The sequence below is a fragment of the Streptomyces pratensis genome (assembly GCF_016804005.1).
Lineage (GTDB): Bacteria > Actinomycetota > Actinomycetes > Streptomycetales > Streptomycetaceae > Streptomyces > Streptomyces pratensis_A.
The window spans coordinates 2,522,043-2,539,373 of the sequence record NZ_CP051486.1 but is presented as its reverse complement, the minus strand read 5'-3'; the positions used below and the strand labels follow the sequence as shown (position 1 = coordinate 2,539,373).

The window sequence follows — 17,331 nt, the reverse complement described above, 5'->3', positions numbered from 1 at the left end:
CATGGGTGTCCCTCCCTGCACCGCGCTCCGGTTCCGCCTACTCTTCCCCGCATGGCTCCGGCTCAGGGACAATTTTCCGATCATTCCGATGGCACTGACAGCGAGGAGGGCGCGGACGGCGACACTGTCCCGCTCGCGTTCCGGTCGGCGGTCGACGCGCTGCGTTCCGCCCGCCTGCGCCCCGAACTCGAGGTCGAGCCCACCCGGCCGCCGCAGCGGCTCGCCCCGCACGCGTACGCCGTGGAGGCCGCCGTCGTGGAGGGCGAGGAGGATCTCGCCGACGGCCGCCTGGTCCTCCTGCACGACCCGGCCGGGCACGACGCCTGGCAGGGAACGTTCCGGCTCGTGACGCTCGTACGGGCCGAACTGGAGCCGGAGATGGCAGCCGATCCGCTGCTGCCCGAGGTGTGCTGGTCCTGGCTCACCGGGGCGCTGGACGCCCGTGGGCTCTCGTACGGGGAGGCCGGCGGGACGGTGACGCGCGCCGGCTCGCACTACTTCGGCGAGCTCTCCGCGCGCCGCCCTGCGACGCAGATCGAGATCCGGGCCTCATGGACGCCGCGCGAGGGGCGCGGCGGGGTGCCGGACATGGCGGCGCATCTGGTCGCCTGGGGCGATCTGCTCTGCCAGATCGCCGGGCTCCCGCCGTCGGGCACGGCCGACGCCGGGGTGGTGACGCTGCCCCAGCGGCGCGGACCCCAGGCCCCATAACGCTGCGTCACCTTCGAGGAGAGCCGGTCGCACAGGGACCGGCTCTCTTTTCGTACAATCGATCGCGCGTCCTATTTGCCCGAATTGTTACTCACTAAATCGTGATCTTCCTCTAAAGGAGGACGCACCTGCTGCCGAAGAGGTCAATGACCCTTCCAGCACGGACAGCCCCGGCTTCATCCCCGAGCCGGCCCGTCCCGCCACTCCCCAGGAGGCCTGGTGTCCGTTCTCCTCGAGCAGCCCGCAAGCCTGGTCGCCTACCGCCCGAACAAGCCGACGGCCATGGTCGTCGTGGCCGACCCGCGCGTCCGTTCCACCGTCACCCGCCATCTGTGGGCCCTCGGGGTACGTGACGTCATCGAGGCGTCGTCCATCGCGGAGGCCCGCCCCCGCGTCGGCAACCCGCGCGACATCTGCGTTGCCGACGTCCACCTGCCCGACGGTTCCGGGCTGACCCTGCTGTCCGAGACCCGAGCCGCCGGCTGGCCGAACGGCCTCGCCCTCTCCGCCGCCGATGACATCGGCGCGGTACGCAACGCCCTCGCGGGCGGCGTGAAGGGCTATGTCGTCACCGGCACACGTACCAACATCGGCCACCCCACCCGCCCCGGCGTCGCCCCGATCGGCGCCAACGCCGCCCGTATGCACCGTAGGCCCCCCGGTTCCCCGAGCCACCCGGGCGGCTACCGCGAACTCTCCGGCCGTGAGGTGGAGGTGCTCCGCCTGGTCGCCGAAGGCCAGTCCAACAAGGCCATCGGCGTCTCGATGGGCCTCTCCGCCCTCACCGTCAAGAGCCACCTCGCACGCATCGCCCGCAAGCTCGGCACCGGAGACCGCGCCGGAATGGTCGCCGTGGCCCTGCGGACGGGCATCATCCACTGACCCCCTGGCACGTCGTCCGGATCACGCCGGGGCTCGCGGGCCCCGGCGCCACACCCTCGTCCACCCTGATCCAGCCAGATCCGGACGGCAGGCCCCGACCCGCCGGCACCTGCGCGGATGCGTAACCGGCCGGTTTACGTGCATGGGCACCCGTCGACGGAACGTTCCGTCGACGGGTGACGCACATACACAGATACCCTTGGCATGTGACCGACGCCCAAGAGACCGCAGAAGACACTTCACTGCGAACCACCGGGGGCGCTCCCCCGGACGACGTCGCCCCGGCGCCGATCCCCTTGCTCGAACCGCGCGAGGGCATCCCCCCGGTGGTGGCGACCGACGACGCGCTGGCCCGGGTGATCGCGGACTTCGCCGCCGGCACGGGCCCCGTCGCCGTCGACGCCGAGCGCGCCTCGGGCTATCGCTACGGGCAGCGTGCCTACCTCGTGCAGCTGCGCCGCGAGGGCGCGGGGAGCGCGCTGATCGATCCGGTCGGCTGCCCCGACCTGTCCGCGCTCGGCCAGGCCCTCACCGGGGCCGAGTGGATCCTGCACGCCGCCACCCAGGACCTGCCCTGCCTGCGCGACATAGGCATGACCCCGACCTCGCTCTTCGACACGGAGCTGGCCGGACGGCTGGCGGGATTCCCGCGCGTCGGCCTGGGCGCGATAGTGGAGAACGTCCTCGGCTACGCCCTGGAGAAGGGCCACTCCGCGGTCGACTGGTCCACCCGCCCGCTGCCCGAACCCTGGCTGCGCTACGCCGCGCTCGACGTCGAGCTGCTGGTGGACCTGCGCGACGCCCTGGAGGACGAGCTGGACCGGCAGGGCAAGCTCGCGTGGGCCCTGGAGGAGTTCGCCGCGATCGCCTCGGCACCGCCGGCTCCTCCGCGCAAGGACCCTTGGCGCCGTACCTCCGGAATGCACAAGGTGCGCCGCCGCCGTCAGATCGCGGTCGTACGGGAGCTGTGGACCGCGCGCGACCAGGTGGCGCAGCGGCGCGACGTCTCGCCCGGAAAGGTGCTCGGCGACGCCGCGATCATCGAGGCGGCCCTGGCGCTCCCGGTGAACGTCTCCGCGCTCACCGCACTGCCCGGCTTCGGGCACCGCATGGGGCGTCGTCAGCTGGAGCAGTGGCAGACGGCCGTCGACAGGGCCAAGGCGCTGCCCGAGTCGGAGTTGCCGCAGCCCGGCCAGCAGCCGGCGGGCCCGCCGCCGCCCCGCTCGTGGGCGGACAAGGACCCGGCCGCCGCGGCCCGGCTGTCAGCGGCCCGCACCGCTGTGTCGGAGCTCGCCGAGCGGCTGCACATGCCGCAGGAGAACCTGATCACCCCTGACACCGTCCGCCGGGTCTGCTGGGAGCCACCCAAGGCCCTCACCCCGGACACGGTCGAGACCGCCCTCGCCGGATACGGCGCGCGCAACTGGCAGATCGAACAGGTCGGCCCGCTGCTCCTGAGGGCTCTGGACACCGGCGCCTGACGACTTTGCACACACGTACGCCCCTCTGCCGGTCCGACAGGGGGGCGTACGCGTGTCGGGACCGCACCCTGGACCGGCTCATCCAGGAGGATCGAATTCACGCCAGTTACCCGGGGCTCCCGGGCCACCGGCGAGGCCTTCTCCCCGTGTGACGTTCGCCGCTCCGGTGGTGGGGGGTGGGCAGTCTGGTTACCCGCAAGTAGCATGAGGGTCGCGGCGCGCCGATGTGCGCGCCCGCAGCAGTGCCATCCCGCACCCTGGAGGAGAGCCACCGTGCCTCGTACCATCCGGGACGTCGTCTTCGTCGACGGCGTCCGCACCCCGTTCGGCAAAGCGGGCCCGAAGGGCATCTACCACGAGACCCGCGCCGACGATCTCGTCGTGAAGGCCATCCGGGAGCTGCTGCGCCGCAACCCGGACCTGGACCCCGCGAAGATCGACGAGGTCGCCATCGCCGCGACCACCCAGATCGGCGACCAGGGCCTCACCCTCGGGCGTACCGCCGGGATCCTGGCCGGTCTGCCGCAGTCGGTGCCCGGTTACTCCATCGACCGCATGTGCGCGGGCGCCCTGACCGCCGTCACCTCGACGGCCGGTTCCATCGCCTTCGGCGCGTACGACGTCGTCATCGCAGGCGGAGTCGAGCACATGGGCCGCCACCCGATGGGCGAGAGCGTGGACCCCAACCCGCGCCTCGTGTCGGAGAAGCTGGTCGACGAGTCCGCCCTCTTCATGGGCATGACCGCGGAGAACCTGCACGACAGGTATCCCTCGATCACCAAGCAGCGCGCCGACGAGTACGCGGTCCGCTCGCAGGAGAAGGCCGCCAAGGCGTACGCCAACGGCAAGATCCAGCAGGACCTGGTGCCGGTCTCCGTGCGCCGCACCAACCCGGAGGCCGGGGAGACGGGCTGGGGCCTGGTCACCGCCGACGAGCCGATGCGTCCGGGCACCACCATGGAGTCCCTGGCCGGCCTCAAGACCCCGTTCCGCGCCCACGGCCGGGTGACGGCCGGTAACGCGGCGGGTCTCAACGACGGCGCCACCGCCTCGCTGCTCGCCTCCGAGGAGACCGCCCGCGAGTTGGGCCTCCCGGTCAAGATGCGCCTCGTGTCGTACGCCTTCGCGGGCGTCGAGCCCGAGGTCATGGGCTACGGCCCGATCCCGGCGACGGAGAAGGCCCTGGCCAAGGCCGGCCTCTCCATCGGCGACATCGGTCTCTTCGAGATCAACGAGGCCTTCGCCGTGCAGGTGCTCGCCTTCCTGGAGCACTACGGCATCGCCGACGACGACCAGCGCGTCAACCAGTACGGCGGCGCGATCGCCTACGGCCACCCGCTCGCCTCCTCCGGCGTACGCCTGATGACCCAGCTGGCCCGCCAGTTCGAGGAGCAGCCGGAGGTCCGCTACGGCCTGACGACCATGTGCGTCGGCTTCGGCATGGGCGCGACGGTCGTCTGGGAGAACCCGAATTTCGACGGAGGCAACAAGTGAGCACCACCACCACTGAGCTTCTGAAGGGCGCGGCCGAGCTGTTCCCCGGCGAGGTCGTCACCCAGGCGCACGTGCGCCACCTCGACCTTCCCGGCGGTGCGGGCCGTTTCGCCCTCATCACGCTGGACAACGGCTTCGACCACACCAAGCCGACCACCATCGGCCCGCAGTCGCTGGCGAACCTGAACGCCGCGATCGACCAGGTCGAGAAGGAGGCGGCCGAGGGCACGATCAGCGGCGTCGGCGTGACCGGCAAGCCGTTCATCTTCGCCGTCGGCGCCGACCTCAAGGGCGTCGAGCTCCTCAAGGAGCACAAGGACGCGCTGGCCATCGGCAAGGGCGGCCACGACGTCTTCCGGCGCCTCTCCGGCCTCGCGGTCCCGACGTTCGCGTACTACAACGGCGCGGCGATGGGCGGCGGCGTCGAGATCGGGCTGCACTGCTCGTACCGCACCGTCTCCAGCGCGCTGCCCGCGTTCTCGCTGCCCGAGGTCTTCCTCGGTCTGGTCCCTGGCTGGGGCGGCTGCGCACTGCTCCCCAACCTGATCGGCGCCGACCGCGCCGTCTCGGTGATCATCGAGAACTCGCTGAACCAGAACCGTCAGCTCAAGGGCAAGCAGGTCTTCGAGCTCGGGATCGCCGACGCGATCTTCGAGGGCGCGGACTTCCTGGAGCAGTCGCTGATCTGGACCGCGTCCGTCCTCAAGGGCGAGCTCGCGGTGGAGCGCCCCGAGGTCGACCGCGGTGACGCCTGGGACCAGGCGGTCGCGCGCGGCAAGGCCGTCGCCGACTCCAAGGTGCACGGCGCGGCCCCGGCCGCGTACCGCGCGCTGGAGATCATCGCGGCGGCCAAGAGCGGCGACCTGGGCGCCGGCTTCGACGCCGAGGACCAGGCCCTGGCGGACCTGATCATGGGCGGCGAGCTGCGCTCCGGGATCTACTCCTTCAACCTGGTCCAGAAGCGCGCCAAGCGCCCGGCCGGTGCCCCGGACAAGGCCCTGGCCCGCCCGGTCACCAAGGTCGGCGTGGTGGGCGCGGGCCTGATGGCCAGCCAGCTCGCCCTGCTCTTCCTGCGCCGCCTCGAGGTCCCGGTCGTCCTCACGGACATCGACCAGGACCGCGTCGACAAGGGTGTGGGCTACGTCCAGGCCGAGATCGACAAGCTGCTCGGCAAGGGCCGCATCAACCAGGACAAGGCGAACCGCCTCAAGGCCCTGGTCTCCGGTGTGCTGGACAAGGCGGAGGGCTTCTCCGACGCCGACTTCATCATCGAGGCCGTCTTCGAGGAGATCGGCGTCAAGCAGCAGGTGTTCGCCGAGGTCGAGGCCGTCGCCCCGGCGCACGCGATCCTCGCCACGAACACCTCGTCCCTCTCTGTCACCGAGATGGCGTCGAAGCTGAAGAACCCCGAGCGGGTCGTCGGCTTCCACTTCTTCAACCCGGTCGCGATCCTCCCGCTCCTGGAGATCGTGCGCGGCGAGCAGACCGACGACGCCTCGCTGGCCACGGCCTTCGGTGTCGCCCGCAAGCTGAAGAAGACCGCGGTCCTGGTGAAGGACGCCCCGGCGTTCGTCGTCAACCGCATCCTCACCCGCTTCATGGGCGAGATCCAGAACATCATCGACGAGGGCACCCCGGTCGAGACGGCGGAGAAGGCCATCGAGCCCCTCGGCCTGCCGATGTCCCCGCTGGTGCTGCTGGAGCTGGTCGGCCCGGCCATCGGCCTGCACGTCTCCGAGACCCTGAACCGCGCGTTCCCGGACCGCTTCACGGTCTCCGAGAACCTCGCGGCGGTCGTCAAGGCCGGCAAGCGCGGCTTCTACGTCTACGACTCCGGGAAGCCGGAGCTGGACCCGGAGGTGGCGGCGCTCCTCAAGCAGGGCGACACCGTCCTGACGGAGGAGCAGGTCCGTGACCGCGTCCTGGACGCGGTGGCGCAGGAGATCGGCCTGATGCTGGCCGAGGGCGTCGTCGCCGAGCCCCAGGACATCGACCTCTGCCTGATCACCGGCGCGGGCTGGCCCTTCCACCTGGGCGGCATCACGCCGTACCTGGACCGCGAGGGCGTCTCCCAGCGGGTCAACGGCAAGCCGTTCCTGGCGCAGGGCGTGGCGAGCGTTCCTGCCTGAGGCAGCACCACGAGCCTCTTCACCGAATCCGCGTAATCAGCGGCAGCGGGCCGTACGGATCACCGTACGGCCCGCTGCCGTGTGTACGGAATAGTCTGGTACGTAGCCGAATCGGAACCATTTAATTGCAGACTCAACCTTAGAATCTTGTTATTCTTCACCTCTACGACACGTTTGCTTCACTTGGCTGTCCTTCCGGCGGATCCCCACCTCCGCGTTCCGCCTGCCGAGCCCGACGAACGGTCGTCGTGACGCGTGATGGTTGCTCGCCGTGAGGCAGAGCGGGGGAAACACGGAGTAGACGAGCGATGAGCAACCCGGAAGCCTCTACCTTGCTGCGCCTTTACCGGCGCCTGCTGCCGCACGCGCTGAGGCAGTTCCTGGTAAGGCTCCTGCCGGCCCGCAACCGGCTGATCCTCCAGCACGGCCTGTCCGGGCTCGGTACGACATCGCGCGTCCTGCGCAAGCACCTGAGCATACGGCTGAGCAAGCGCCTGCGCCGCGACGCCCGCCGGCCGGGCGTGAAGCTGGTCTGGTACGCGCGGGGGGTGCGCGCCGCCGAGGTCACCGAAGGGCTGACACCGTCGATCGCCCGCGCCACCAATCTCCTGCGCGTGACGGACGTGCTCGAACGTCACGGCATCCCCTACTTCTGCGTGCGGGGCAATTCCGTCACGATGACCGCCGTCGCGATCCCGGCGGGCGAACGTCAGCGCGCCGAGAGGGCTCTGCGGGTGAGCGGACCGTCCGAGGGTGCCCTGATGGCCGGCGGCGCGGCCGGCGGCAAGCCGCTGCACGCCGATCAGCGCGCCTCCTGGTCCCAGATCTCTGAGGAAACGATTCTGCGGATCTGGTGGCTCCTCACCGATCCCGGCGGGCAGTGGACGCTCGGCCCCAACCACGCGTGTGTCATCGAATACTGGAGCGAGGACGACGGCCTGCTCCTCGCGCCCGTCCCCAATCTCACCGCCACCGCCGTGGTCGCCGCGGAGAGCCCCGTGCGCGTGCCGGTCAGCCACTTCACCGGACCGGTGAGCGGTTCGGTGGGCACTCCGCCACAGGTCGCGACGCGTTCCGAGTTCACGCTGTCCCTTCCCGACGAGGTGAATTTTCCGGTCGACGCGGTCTACACCTGGGTCGACGGCGCGGATCCCGAGTGGATCCGCCGCCGGGCCACCGCGCTCGGCCGGACCGACTACCACGAGCAGGCGGTGAGCGCCGCGCGCTTCACCAGCCGCGACGAACTGCGCTACTCCCTGCGCTCCCTGCACCAGTTCGCGCCGTGGCTGCGCACCATCTACCTGGTCACCGACGGGCAGGTGCCCGGGTGGCTCCACGCGGCCCACCCCCGGCTCAAGGTGGTCCCGCACAGCGAGATCTTCAGCGACGCCTCGGCCCTGCCGACGTTCAATTCGCATGCCATCGAGAGCCAGCTGCACCACATCCCGGGGCTCTCGGAACACTTCCTGTACTTCAACGACGACGTCTTCCTCGGCCGCAGCGTGACCCCCGAGGAGTTCTTCCACGCCAACGGGCTCTCGAAGTACTTCCCCTCCAACGCGCTCGTCCCGATGACGCCGCCCTCCGCCGAGGACCCGCCCTCGGAGATCGCCGCGAAGAACAACCGCGTCGTCATCGCGGGGACCTTCGACCGGGTGCTGACCAGGAAGATGAAGCACGTGCCGCACTCGCTGCGCCGCGACATCCTCCAGGAGATCGAGGACCGCTACCCCGCCGAGCACCGGCAGACGCAGCACTCGCACTTCCGCAGCCCGACCGACCTGTCGATCACGTCGTCGTTGCACCACTACTACGGGCAGCAGACGAGCCGCTCGGTGACGGGTCGGATCCGCTACACCTATCTGGACCTGGCCGCGCCCAACACCGGCAGGCACCTCAACAGGCTGCTCGCCCAGCGTGATTACCACACGTTCTGCATCAACGACACGGTGGACGACCCGGACACGGCCGAGGCCCGCACCGCGATGCTCAAGACGTTTCTCGAGACCTACTTCCCCGTGCCCAGTCCCTATGAATCGCCTGGGCCCGGCGCTCCCCGGCTCGCCTACGAACCGGTGGAAACCGCCCGGCCCGAGCCCGTCTTCGACATACCGAACTCTGTGAAGTGGAACCAATGACTACTGACCCCCAGGTGATACGTGCCGCCGCTCCGGTGATCGGGGAGGACGAGATCGAGGCTGCGGTGCGTGTGCTGCGCAGCGGCATGGTCGTCCAGGGCCGGGAGGTCGCCGGCTTCGAGGAGGAGTTCTCGAAGTTCGTCGACGGCCGGCACTGCGTCGCGGTCAACTCGGGTACGAGCGCCCTGCACCTCTCGCTGATGGCCCTCGGGATCGGCCCGGGCGACGAGGTGATCGTCCCGTCCTTCACGTTCGCCGCCACTGCCAACGCGGTCCGGCTCGTGGGCGCCACCCCGGTGTTCGCCGACATCGAGCGCGACAGCTTCTGCCTCTCGCCACGCGCCGCCGAGGCCGCGGTCACCCCGCGGACCGCGGCGATCATGCCGGTGCACCTGTACGGTCACCCGGCCGCCATGGCGGAACTCACCGCGGTGGCCGAACGCCACGGCCTCGCCGTCGTCGAGGACGCCGCCCAGGCACACTCCGCAGCCCTGGACGGCACGCCGGTGGGCGCCTTCGGCGCCGCGGCCTGCTTCAGCTTCTACCCGACCAAGAACATGCACAGCCTCGAGGGCGGCATGATCACCACGGGCGACGCCTCGCTGGCGCGCACACTGCGGCTGCTGCGCAACCAGGGCATGGAACAGCGCTACGCCAACGAGATCGTGGGCTTCAACGTCCGCATGACGGATGTGTCGGCGGCCATCGGCCGCGTCCAGCTGCGCAGCCTCGACGCGTGGACGGACCGCCGCCGCGCCAACGCCGCCGTGCTCGACGCGGCTCTGAGGGGCGTCGTCACCCCGCCGGTCGCCGAGGGCGCCCGGCACGTCTACCACCAGTACACGATCCGCGTGGACCCGTCGTCGGGCAAGGACCGGGACACGGTCTCCCGGGAGCTGCAGGAGCGTGGCGTCGGCAACGCCGTGTACTACCCCACCCCGGTGCACCGCCTCAAGCCCTTTCTGAGCGGCGACAAGGCCCTCGGCCATGTCTCCGGGGAGCTGGCCGAGACCGAACTCGCGGCGTCCCAGGCGCTGTCGATCCCCGTGCACCCGATGCTCACGGCCGAGGAGCTGGACCGCCTTTCCGCCACCGTCAACGAGGTCGTGGAGGAGCGCGCATGAGCCGGGACACCTCCCTGCGGGCAGGACTGATCGGCCTCGGGTCGATGGGCCGCAACCACGCCCGGGTGCTGCACGGTCTCGACGGCGTCGATCTGGTCGGCGTCGCCGACCCGGTCGCGGCCGGCGACGCGGCGCCCGGTTCCGTACCGGTCCTCCGCACCGTCGCGGAGCTGGTGGACGCAGGCATCGACTACGCCGTCGTGGCCTGCCCCACCGCCCTGCACGAAGAGGTCGCGCTGGAACTGGCGGCCGCCGGCGTGCACGCGCTGATCGAGAAGCCGATCGCACCGTCGGTGCAGTCGGCCCGGACCATCACCCGCGCCTTCGGCGAAGCGGGTCTGGTGGCCGGGGTCGGGCACATCGAGCGCTACAACCCGGCGCTGCGTGAGCTGCGCGCCCGCCTCGACCTCGGTGAACTCGGTGAGGTCTACCAGGTGGTGACGCGACGCCAGGGACCGTACCCGGCCCGCATCGCGGACGTCGGGGTGGTCTACGACCTGGCCACCCACGACATCGACCTGACGGCGTGGCTCACCGGCAGCCCCTACGAGTCGGTCGCGTCCGCGACGGTCTCCCGCAGCGGCCGGGTCCACGAGGACCTCGTGGCGTTCGTGGGTCACCTGGCGTCCGGAGCGGTGACCAGCCATCTGGTCAACTGGCTCTCCCCGCTGAAGGAACGGGTCACCATCGTGACCGGCGAGCACGGTTGCTTCGTGGCGGACACGCTCACCGCCGACCTGTGGTTCTACGCCAACGGCTCGCAGCCCACCGAGTGGGAGGGCCTTCGCCAGTTCCGCGGCGTGTCCGAGGGAGACGTCACGCGGTACGCGATCGTCAAGCGCGAACCGCTGCTGGTCGAGCATGAGACCTTCCGTGACGCCGTCCTCGGCAAGGAGGCCGACATCGTCACGCTCGAACAGGCCACCGGCACCGTGGCCGTGGCGGAAGCCGTGCTCGAAGCCGCCGCGCAGCGGACCGCGGTTCCCGTGGGTGCCGGCCTGCCGGTGGCCTCCGTCTGATCCGCTCACCCCGGGTGGCCGCCGCGCGTGCCACCCGGGTCAGCGGAGTTCTTCCGGCGTCTCGACGGCGCATCGATGTTCTGGAGTATTCGGTGATCCATCCGATCAACGCAACGGCTGAACGGCCGAGTCGGGCCATGCCCGTCGGCATGCACGAGATCCCCGTCGGCATGCACCGCCGACTGGCTCACGTACAGCCTGGCCTCACCCCTCTCACGGTACGCGCCCAGCATCTTCAGCTGGTGTCCGCCGCGCTGACCCAGGCCGGCGTCGAGCACTTCGTGGTGCCCGGGACGGAGGACACCTCGTCGGCCGTCGGCGTGCGCGACACCCACCGCGGCAGGGTCGCGCAGACACTGCGGTCGCTGTTCAGCCGGAGCCCCGGGTACATCCAGCGCAGGGTCCCCGTCCAGCGCACCAGCGAGCTGCTGCACCTCGGCGCACGCGAATCGTCCTGGCAGGGCCTGGAGACCGTGGACGTGCTGCGCGCCATCTGGTTCCAGGCCGACCCCTCGGGCGAGCTCGTGTACGGCGTCGAGTACGGCTGCGACATCGAGTTCTGGCGTGAGGAGGAGGGACGCCTGCTGCCTCCGCGGATCAACCGGGGCGCGAGCTTCCTCCCCGTGGAGGGTGAGATGACCCTTGTCGACCCGCACCGCTTCTCCAGGCTGGCACCGCCGCTCAGGACGGAGCCCGCGTCCAAGCAGAGGCGCTGGAGCCGCAAGCCGGGGGCGACCGGCCTGCCGACCCGCCGGGAGTTCGTCTGCACCGGGCCGGACGAGATCACGTTCCCCATCGATGTCGTCTACACCTGGGTGGACAGCGACGACCCGGCCTGGCAGCGGCGCAGGGCCGAGGCATCGGGCGACGTCTTCCACGAGGAGTCCGCGAGCGCCGGCCGCTACATCAACCGCGACGAGCTCCTCTACTCGATGCGGTCCCTCCACATGTACGCCCCCTGGGTCCGCCACATCTTCCTGGTCACGGACGACCAGGTGCCGCACTGGCTCGACGAGGCGGCCGAGGGCATCACCGTCGTGTCGCACCGGGAGATCTTCCGGGAGACGGACCGTCTGCCGGTGTTCAACTCCCACGCCATCAGCGCGCAGTTGCACCGCGTCCCCGGGCTGTCCGAGCACTTCATCCACTTCAACGACGATGTGTTCGTGGGCAGGCCGATCACTCCGCACGAGTTCTTCCTGCCGAACGGGGCATCCAAGTACTACCCGGACACGGTCCGCATCCCGATGGGCCCGATACGGCCGGACGACCTGCCTCACGAGGTGGCCAGGAAGAACGTCAGGGCTCTCCTGGAGCAGAGGTTCGGCCGCACCATCATCGACGCGATGAAGCACACCCCCGTGCCGCTGCGTCGCAGCGTCCTGGAGGAGATGGAGCGGGAGTTCGCGGACGTGTTCCGGGCGACCGCGGCCGCCCGGTTCCGCAGCAGGACGGACATCGACGTCGGCACCTGCATGTATCCGTACTACTCGTACTTCACGGGGCACGGGGTGCCCGACAGCATTCCGTACGCCTATCTGCACCTTTCGATGGTCCAGCTCTCCAAGAAGCTCGACCGGCTGCTGAAGCGGCGCGACGCCGCCGTCTTCTGTGTGAACGACTCCTTCACCACCGAGGACGAGGTGGCCGACCAGGAGGCTCTGATCCATCCGTTCTTCGAGGCGTACTTCCCTCTTCCCAGTCCTTACGAGAAGCCGGCACAGCGGTGAAGATCGATTTCCTGGTCCAGAACGCGTTCGCCGCCGACGGTGCGACGCGCGCCGTCCTCAACCTCGCGGGCGCGCTGGCCGACACCCACGAGGTCCGGGTCGTCTCGGTGTTCCGCTGGCTCGACCGCCCGGCCGTCGCACCGGCCCACGGCGTGCGGAGCCTCTCCCTGCTGGACCTGCGCGAGGGACGCCGTCCCGACAAGCAGGACATCCGCCGGCTGACCCCGTCGCGGGTCATCCCGCGCACGCAGGAGATGTCCTGGCGTTACAGCCAGCTGACCGACGAGAAGGTGGAGGAGTACCTCGGCGAGACCCAGGCCCAGGTGGTGGTGGGCACCAGCCTGGAGCTGGCTGCCTACGTCTCGCGCTGGGGCCGTCCCAGGGCCCTGCGGCTGGGTCAGCTGCATCTGCTGAGCACCGTGCTGTCCGCGCAGGAGCAGAGCCGGGCGTGGGCGGGGCTCGGCCGGCTCGACGCCGTCATCGTGCCGAGCGCGGCCGAGGCCACGGCGGTCACGGAAGCGGGGCTGCCGGGCGGGGTCGCGGTCCACGCCCACCCCGACTGCGTTCCCGAGCCACGGGTGCGTCCGGCCGACGGACGGTCCCGGGTCGTGATGGCGGCCGGACGGCTCGTTCCCGAGAAGCGTTTCGACCTGCTGATCCAGGCCTTCGCGCAGGTGTGCGCACAGCACCCCGACTGGCAGTTGCGGATCTTCGGCACCGGCCCGGAGTACGGCTCGCTCCGTGCGCTCGTCGCCGACCTCGACCTGTACAACCATGTCTTCCTGATGATGGAGGAGCCCAGGCTGGAGGCCCAGTGGGCGGCGTCGGCCGTGGCCGCCGGCTCTTCGGACCGCGAGTCGTTCGGACTGGCTCTGGTGGAAGCCATGCGCTGCGGCCTGCCCGTCGTCTCCACCGCCTGCCCGGGCGGACCGTCGGAGATCGTCCGGCACGAGGCCAACGGCCTGCTGACGCCCGTCGACGACGTCGACGCGTTCGCCGCGGCGCTGCTGCGACTGGTGGAGGACGAGGACGCCCGGGCGGCGATGGGCCGCCAGGCGCTGGAGGACTCCCGCCGTTACGGTCCGGAGGAGGCCGCGGGGCGCTTCGAGAAGGTCATCCGTATGTCCCGGCGGACACGCCGGGAGTCGCGCCCCGCCGCCGAGGTGTCGGTGGGGTGCGCGGTGGAGCAGGACGGCCTGATCGGGCTGCGCCTGGCGGGCGTCCAGGAAGGCCGCGAGGATCTGCGGCTCGTGCTGCGCAGGCGCAAGGCGGCACGCGACGAGCGGCCGGTCCGGCTTCCGCTGTTGCCCGCGGGCCATCTGGGGCCGCACCTCTACACGGCGGTGGTCCCACCCGGGCCCGAGGTGCTCACCGAGGGCCGTTGGGACGTCCATCTGGACAACGGTGAGGGCAAACCGGCCAAGGTCCGGCCTGGCGCCCTCGACCTGCGCGGCTTCGGCCCGGTGGCGACCGGCCCCGGCGGCACGGTGATCCAGCTCCCCTACGCCTCCGAGAGCGGCCATCTGGTGCTGCGCACATGGACGCGGGAGCGCCACGCCGAGGCCACCGAGGTCTGGATCACCGAGGGCGTCATCCATCTGCGAGGCGTCCTGTACGGCTGTGACTTCGGTGACGCGGAGCCCCTGCTCCTGATGCGCCGGCGCGGGGTCGACGCCCACAGCTTCTGGTGTTCCGGCAGTTCGTCGGGCGGCGCCGACTTCTCCTTCGCGCTTCCCGCGTCGGACCTGGCCGAGCAGCTCGTGGGCCGCCACGAACTCTGGGACCTCTGGGTGGGCCGGCGGTACGACCCCGTGGTCGCCCGTCTGGGCCGCTTCCTCACCGACGTGGTGGACGTGAAGGCCGTCTTCGCCTACCCCAACACCGTCGTGCAGGCCGAGGACGGCCCTGCCGTCCTGGTGAAGCCCTACTACACGGCCGGCACCGAACTCTCCGTCCGGGTCTCGGAGCGGGCGGAGTAGCGGGGACACATGGCCAGGACCCAGCCCGCGGCCGGAGGCCGCGCCGCATATCCCGCGTGCTGCGCGGGCGCCGGCTCAGAGCCGGCGCCAGGCCTCCAGCGCCATGCCCTGCTGATCCACCCGCTGCCTGGTCACGCTCAGGCCGCCTTCCCGGCCGATCGCCGCCACGACCAGCCGGCCTGCCCGGTCCCTGGCGAGTGCGGGCACGCCTTCGCAGGGTTCGCGGGTGTCGGCCCACCACGCGCCCGCGGACTCCATCTCCGTCGGGTAGGCGGTCACCGCGAGGGTGCCGGTCTCCTCGGCCTGGGCCAGGACGGTGCAGTCGTAGCCGTCGACGACGCAACGGGACAGGGCGAGGGGGCCCCGGCCCGACCGCCCGCTCAGCGGAGCGGGCGGGACGTCCTCGCCGCCGGGTGCGGGCAGCCGGTAGGCGACGACCTCGCCGGTGGCGTCGTCACGCCAGAAGTGGGTGATCCTGTCCTCGTAGGACTCGATGCCCGACGCCGTCCCGGGGCCGGCGATGAACACCAGGTTGGGGGCGCGGTCCAGGGAGCCGCCCGGCTTCTCCTGGCGCCACACGTACACGCCCTTGTCGGCAGGCATGAAGAGCTCGACACGGCCGGACCGGGTGACCACCGCGGAGATGCCGTCCCGCACCCGCTTGCACGGCAGCGCCGTCCACTTGCCCCACGTCCCCTCGCGGCCGCGCCGACGGGTGAAGACCCCACCCGTGGCGCTGCGGACGAAGACGTGGACCACGTCGCTCCCGTCGACCACGGCCACCGGCGCGCCGACGGCGGCCGCCTGCGCCCGGTCCTGGGCGTGCGGGTTGCCGATCGAGTGCCATCCGGTGATCGGGCGGCCCGTCTGGTATTGGGACGCGTAGACGATCTCGAGGGGCGCATCGGGGTCCTGGCCCTTGCGGCGCATCGCGAAGAGGTCGACGTAGCCCTCGGAACTGCGCGCGACGGAGAGGTACGGGAGTATCCCGGTGTCGGCGAGCAGGAGTTCGGGCCGGGTCCAGTCGTCGGGCCGCGTCAGGGACTCGGTCCAGCGCACGATGCCCCCGGACCTTCCGACCGCGTACGCGGTGAGGCGGCCTTCCCTGCCCGGCACCAGCCACCCGGTCGTGCGCGGTGCGGCGGCGACGCCACGGAGCGCGGGGGCGGTGCTCCCGGCAGGTCCGGAAGGGGTCCCCCCGACAGGATGACCGGCATGCCTGCGCCCTGAACGCAAACCCATTGCTCCCCGCCCGTTCTTCACCGAGTACTTCCTCCGGTGCCGAACGGCGATGGGCGGAGTCCCGTGGTTTGTCCGTCGAATGACCGGTTTTGCTTTCACAGCGTCAACTGGTGTCACAATAATACTCGACAGGGGTCGATTTCAGCGTGCTTCCTATCACAGAATGCGACTTCGAGGCGTGAACGACGCCCGGACGAGACGCGGTACGGCTGGCTCCACGACACACGGACGGACTGCCCGCCCTTCCCCTTCCTCTCCTCTCGCACGCGCCCGGCGCGTCCCGACGGAAGAACAAGACGAGCCCATGACAGATCAGACCACCGGCACCGGACCTCAGATGTCGGACGGATCCCGGTCCAGACGTGCCGCCAAACCGCGCAAGCGCCGTCGCGGCCTCAAGATCACGCTCCTCGTGCTGCTCGTGCTCCTGCTCGCGGGCGGCGGTACGGCGTACTGGATGTACCAGGACCTCGACGGCAACATCAAGGGCGTCGACATCAACAAGGCGCTCGGCGAGGACCGTCCCGAGAAGCTCCCCACCGCCGGCCAGAACCTGCTCGTCCTCGGCTCCGACTCGCGCGCCGGTGCGGAGAACAAGGAGCTCGGCGGGGGCGGCGGCGTCAGCGGGGCGCGTTCCGACACCGCGCTGGTGGTGCACATACCCGAGGGCCGCACCGAGGCTGTCGCCGTGTCCATTCCGCGCGACACCCTGGTGACGCGGCCCGAGTGCGTGAAGGACGACGGCTCGAAGACGGCCTCCGCGGAGCGGGTCATGTTCAACTCCGTGTACTCCCAGCTCGGTCCGGCCTGTGTGGTGAAGACCGTCGAGAAGATGTCCGGGGTGCGGATCGACCACTACCTGGAGATCAACTTCGCCGGTTTCAAGGACCTGGTCGACGCCATAGGCGGCGTCACCGTCAAGGTCGAGGAGCCGATCAAGGACGAGGCCTCCGGGCTCGACCTCACCGCTGGGACCCACAAGCTCGACGGCACCGAGTCACTGGCCTACGTACGGACCCGGCACGGCGTCGGCGACGGCAGCGACCTCGGCCGGATCGGGCTCCAGCAGCAGTTCCTGCTCGCGCTGCTGACCGAGATCAAGTCGCAGGACCTGCTGGGCAGTCCGGCGACCACCTACAAGATCGCCAATTCCGCCACCAAGTCGCTGACCACCGACGAGGGGCTCGCCTCCCTGACCTCGCTCAGCGAGTTCGCCCGCTCGATGAACGGTGTCGATCCCTCCTCCATGGAGACGATCATGCTGCCGGTCGCCTACGACAAGCAGGATCCCAACCGCGTGATCGCGGCGGAGCCGCAGGCCGGCGACCTCTGGAAGGCGATCCGGACGGACGGCACGATTCCCGAGTCGGCGAAGAAGTCTCCGGCCACCGGCGGCTGACCT

Annotated in this window: 12 protein-coding genes; 11 read left to right on the top strand and 1 reads right to left on the bottom strand. The window is 70.6% G+C overall.

Going from position 1 to position 17,331, the window contains the following annotated elements; genetic code table 11:
* The first annotated feature begins 51 nt into the window (after positions 1 to 51).
* The 10 genes from HED23_RS10930 (at position 52) to HED23_RS10885 (ending at position 14,687) form a co-directional block, all read left to right on the top strand.
* A complete protein-coding gene (locus HED23_RS10930; protein ID WP_203183198.1) occupies positions 52 to 711 on the top strand; it encodes a DUF3000 domain-containing protein in 660 nt (219 codons plus the stop codon).
* Positions 712 to 930: 219 nt separating this feature from the next.
* Complete coding sequence (locus HED23_RS10925) at positions 931 to 1,593, top strand: helix-turn-helix transcriptional regulator (RefSeq protein WP_033300087.1); 663 nt, start codon at positions 931 to 933, stop codon at positions 1,591 to 1,593.
* 206 nt (positions 1,594 to 1,799) lie between these two features.
* On the top strand, positions 1,800 to 3,074 hold the full coding sequence (locus tag HED23_RS10920) for an HRDC domain-containing protein (RefSeq protein ID WP_203183197.1): 1,275 nt from the start codon (positions 1,800 to 1,802) through the stop codon (positions 3,072 to 3,074).
* 273 nt (positions 3,075 to 3,347) lie between these two features.
* Positions 3,348 to 4,568 carry a thiolase family protein gene (locus tag HED23_RS10915; protein ID WP_203183196.1) on the top strand — a complete coding sequence of 407 codons (1,221 nt, stop codon included), beginning with the start codon at positions 3,348 to 3,350 and terminating at the stop codon, positions 4,566 to 4,568.
* A complete protein-coding gene (locus HED23_RS10910; protein ID WP_203183195.1) occupies positions 4,565 to 6,697 on the top strand; it encodes a 3-hydroxyacyl-CoA dehydrogenase NAD-binding domain-containing protein in 2,133 nt (710 codons plus the stop codon). The genes HED23_RS10915 and HED23_RS10910 overlap by 4 nt, the downstream gene beginning before the upstream one ends.
* Before the next feature lie 308 nt (positions 6,698 to 7,005).
* On the top strand, positions 7,006 to 8,835 hold the full coding sequence (locus tag HED23_RS10905) for a stealth family protein (RefSeq protein WP_203183194.1): 1,830 nt from the start codon (positions 7,006 to 7,008) through the stop codon (positions 8,833 to 8,835).
* The gene (locus HED23_RS10900; RefSeq protein ID WP_203183193.1) at positions 8,832 to 9,959 is read left to right on the top strand and encodes a DegT/DnrJ/EryC1/StrS family aminotransferase; all 1,128 of its coding nucleotides are present in this window, start codon (positions 8,832 to 8,834) and stop codon (positions 9,957 to 9,959) included. Before HED23_RS10905 ends, HED23_RS10900 begins: the two co-directional genes overlap by 4 nt.
* Complete coding sequence (locus HED23_RS10895) at positions 9,956 to 10,978, top strand: Gfo/Idh/MocA family protein (RefSeq protein WP_203183192.1); 1,023 nt, start codon at positions 9,956 to 9,958, stop codon at positions 10,976 to 10,978. Before HED23_RS10900 ends, HED23_RS10895 begins: the two co-directional genes overlap by 4 nt.
* A gap of 149 nt (positions 10,979 to 11,127) precedes the next feature.
* Entirely contained in the window at positions 11,128 to 12,708 is a 1,581-nt protein-coding gene (locus tag HED23_RS10890; protein ID WP_203183191.1) for a stealth family protein, read from the top strand.
* Complete coding sequence (locus HED23_RS10885; protein WP_203183190.1) at positions 12,705 to 14,687, top strand: glycosyltransferase; 1,983 nt, start codon at positions 12,705 to 12,707, stop codon at positions 14,685 to 14,687. Before HED23_RS10890 ends, HED23_RS10885 begins: the two co-directional genes overlap by 4 nt.
* Positions 14,688 to 14,762: 75 nt before the next feature.
* Here the strand turns inward: HED23_RS10885 and HED23_RS10880 are convergent, their stop codons facing one another.
* Positions 14,763 to 15,746, bottom strand: coding sequence for a hypothetical protein (locus HED23_RS10880; RefSeq protein ID WP_238441915.1), 984 nt, complete (start codon positions 15,744 to 15,746; stop codon positions 14,763 to 14,765).
* 520 nt (positions 15,747 to 16,266) lie between these two features.
* On the opposite strand from HED23_RS10880, the gene HED23_RS10875 reads away from it, so the two are divergent.
* Positions 16,267 to 17,328 carry an LCP family protein gene (locus HED23_RS10875; RefSeq protein ID WP_386467858.1) on the top strand — a complete coding sequence of 354 codons (1,062 nt, stop codon included), beginning with the start codon at positions 16,267 to 16,269 and terminating at the stop codon, positions 17,326 to 17,328.
* The last annotated feature ends 3 nt before the right edge of the window (positions 17,329 to 17,331 follow it).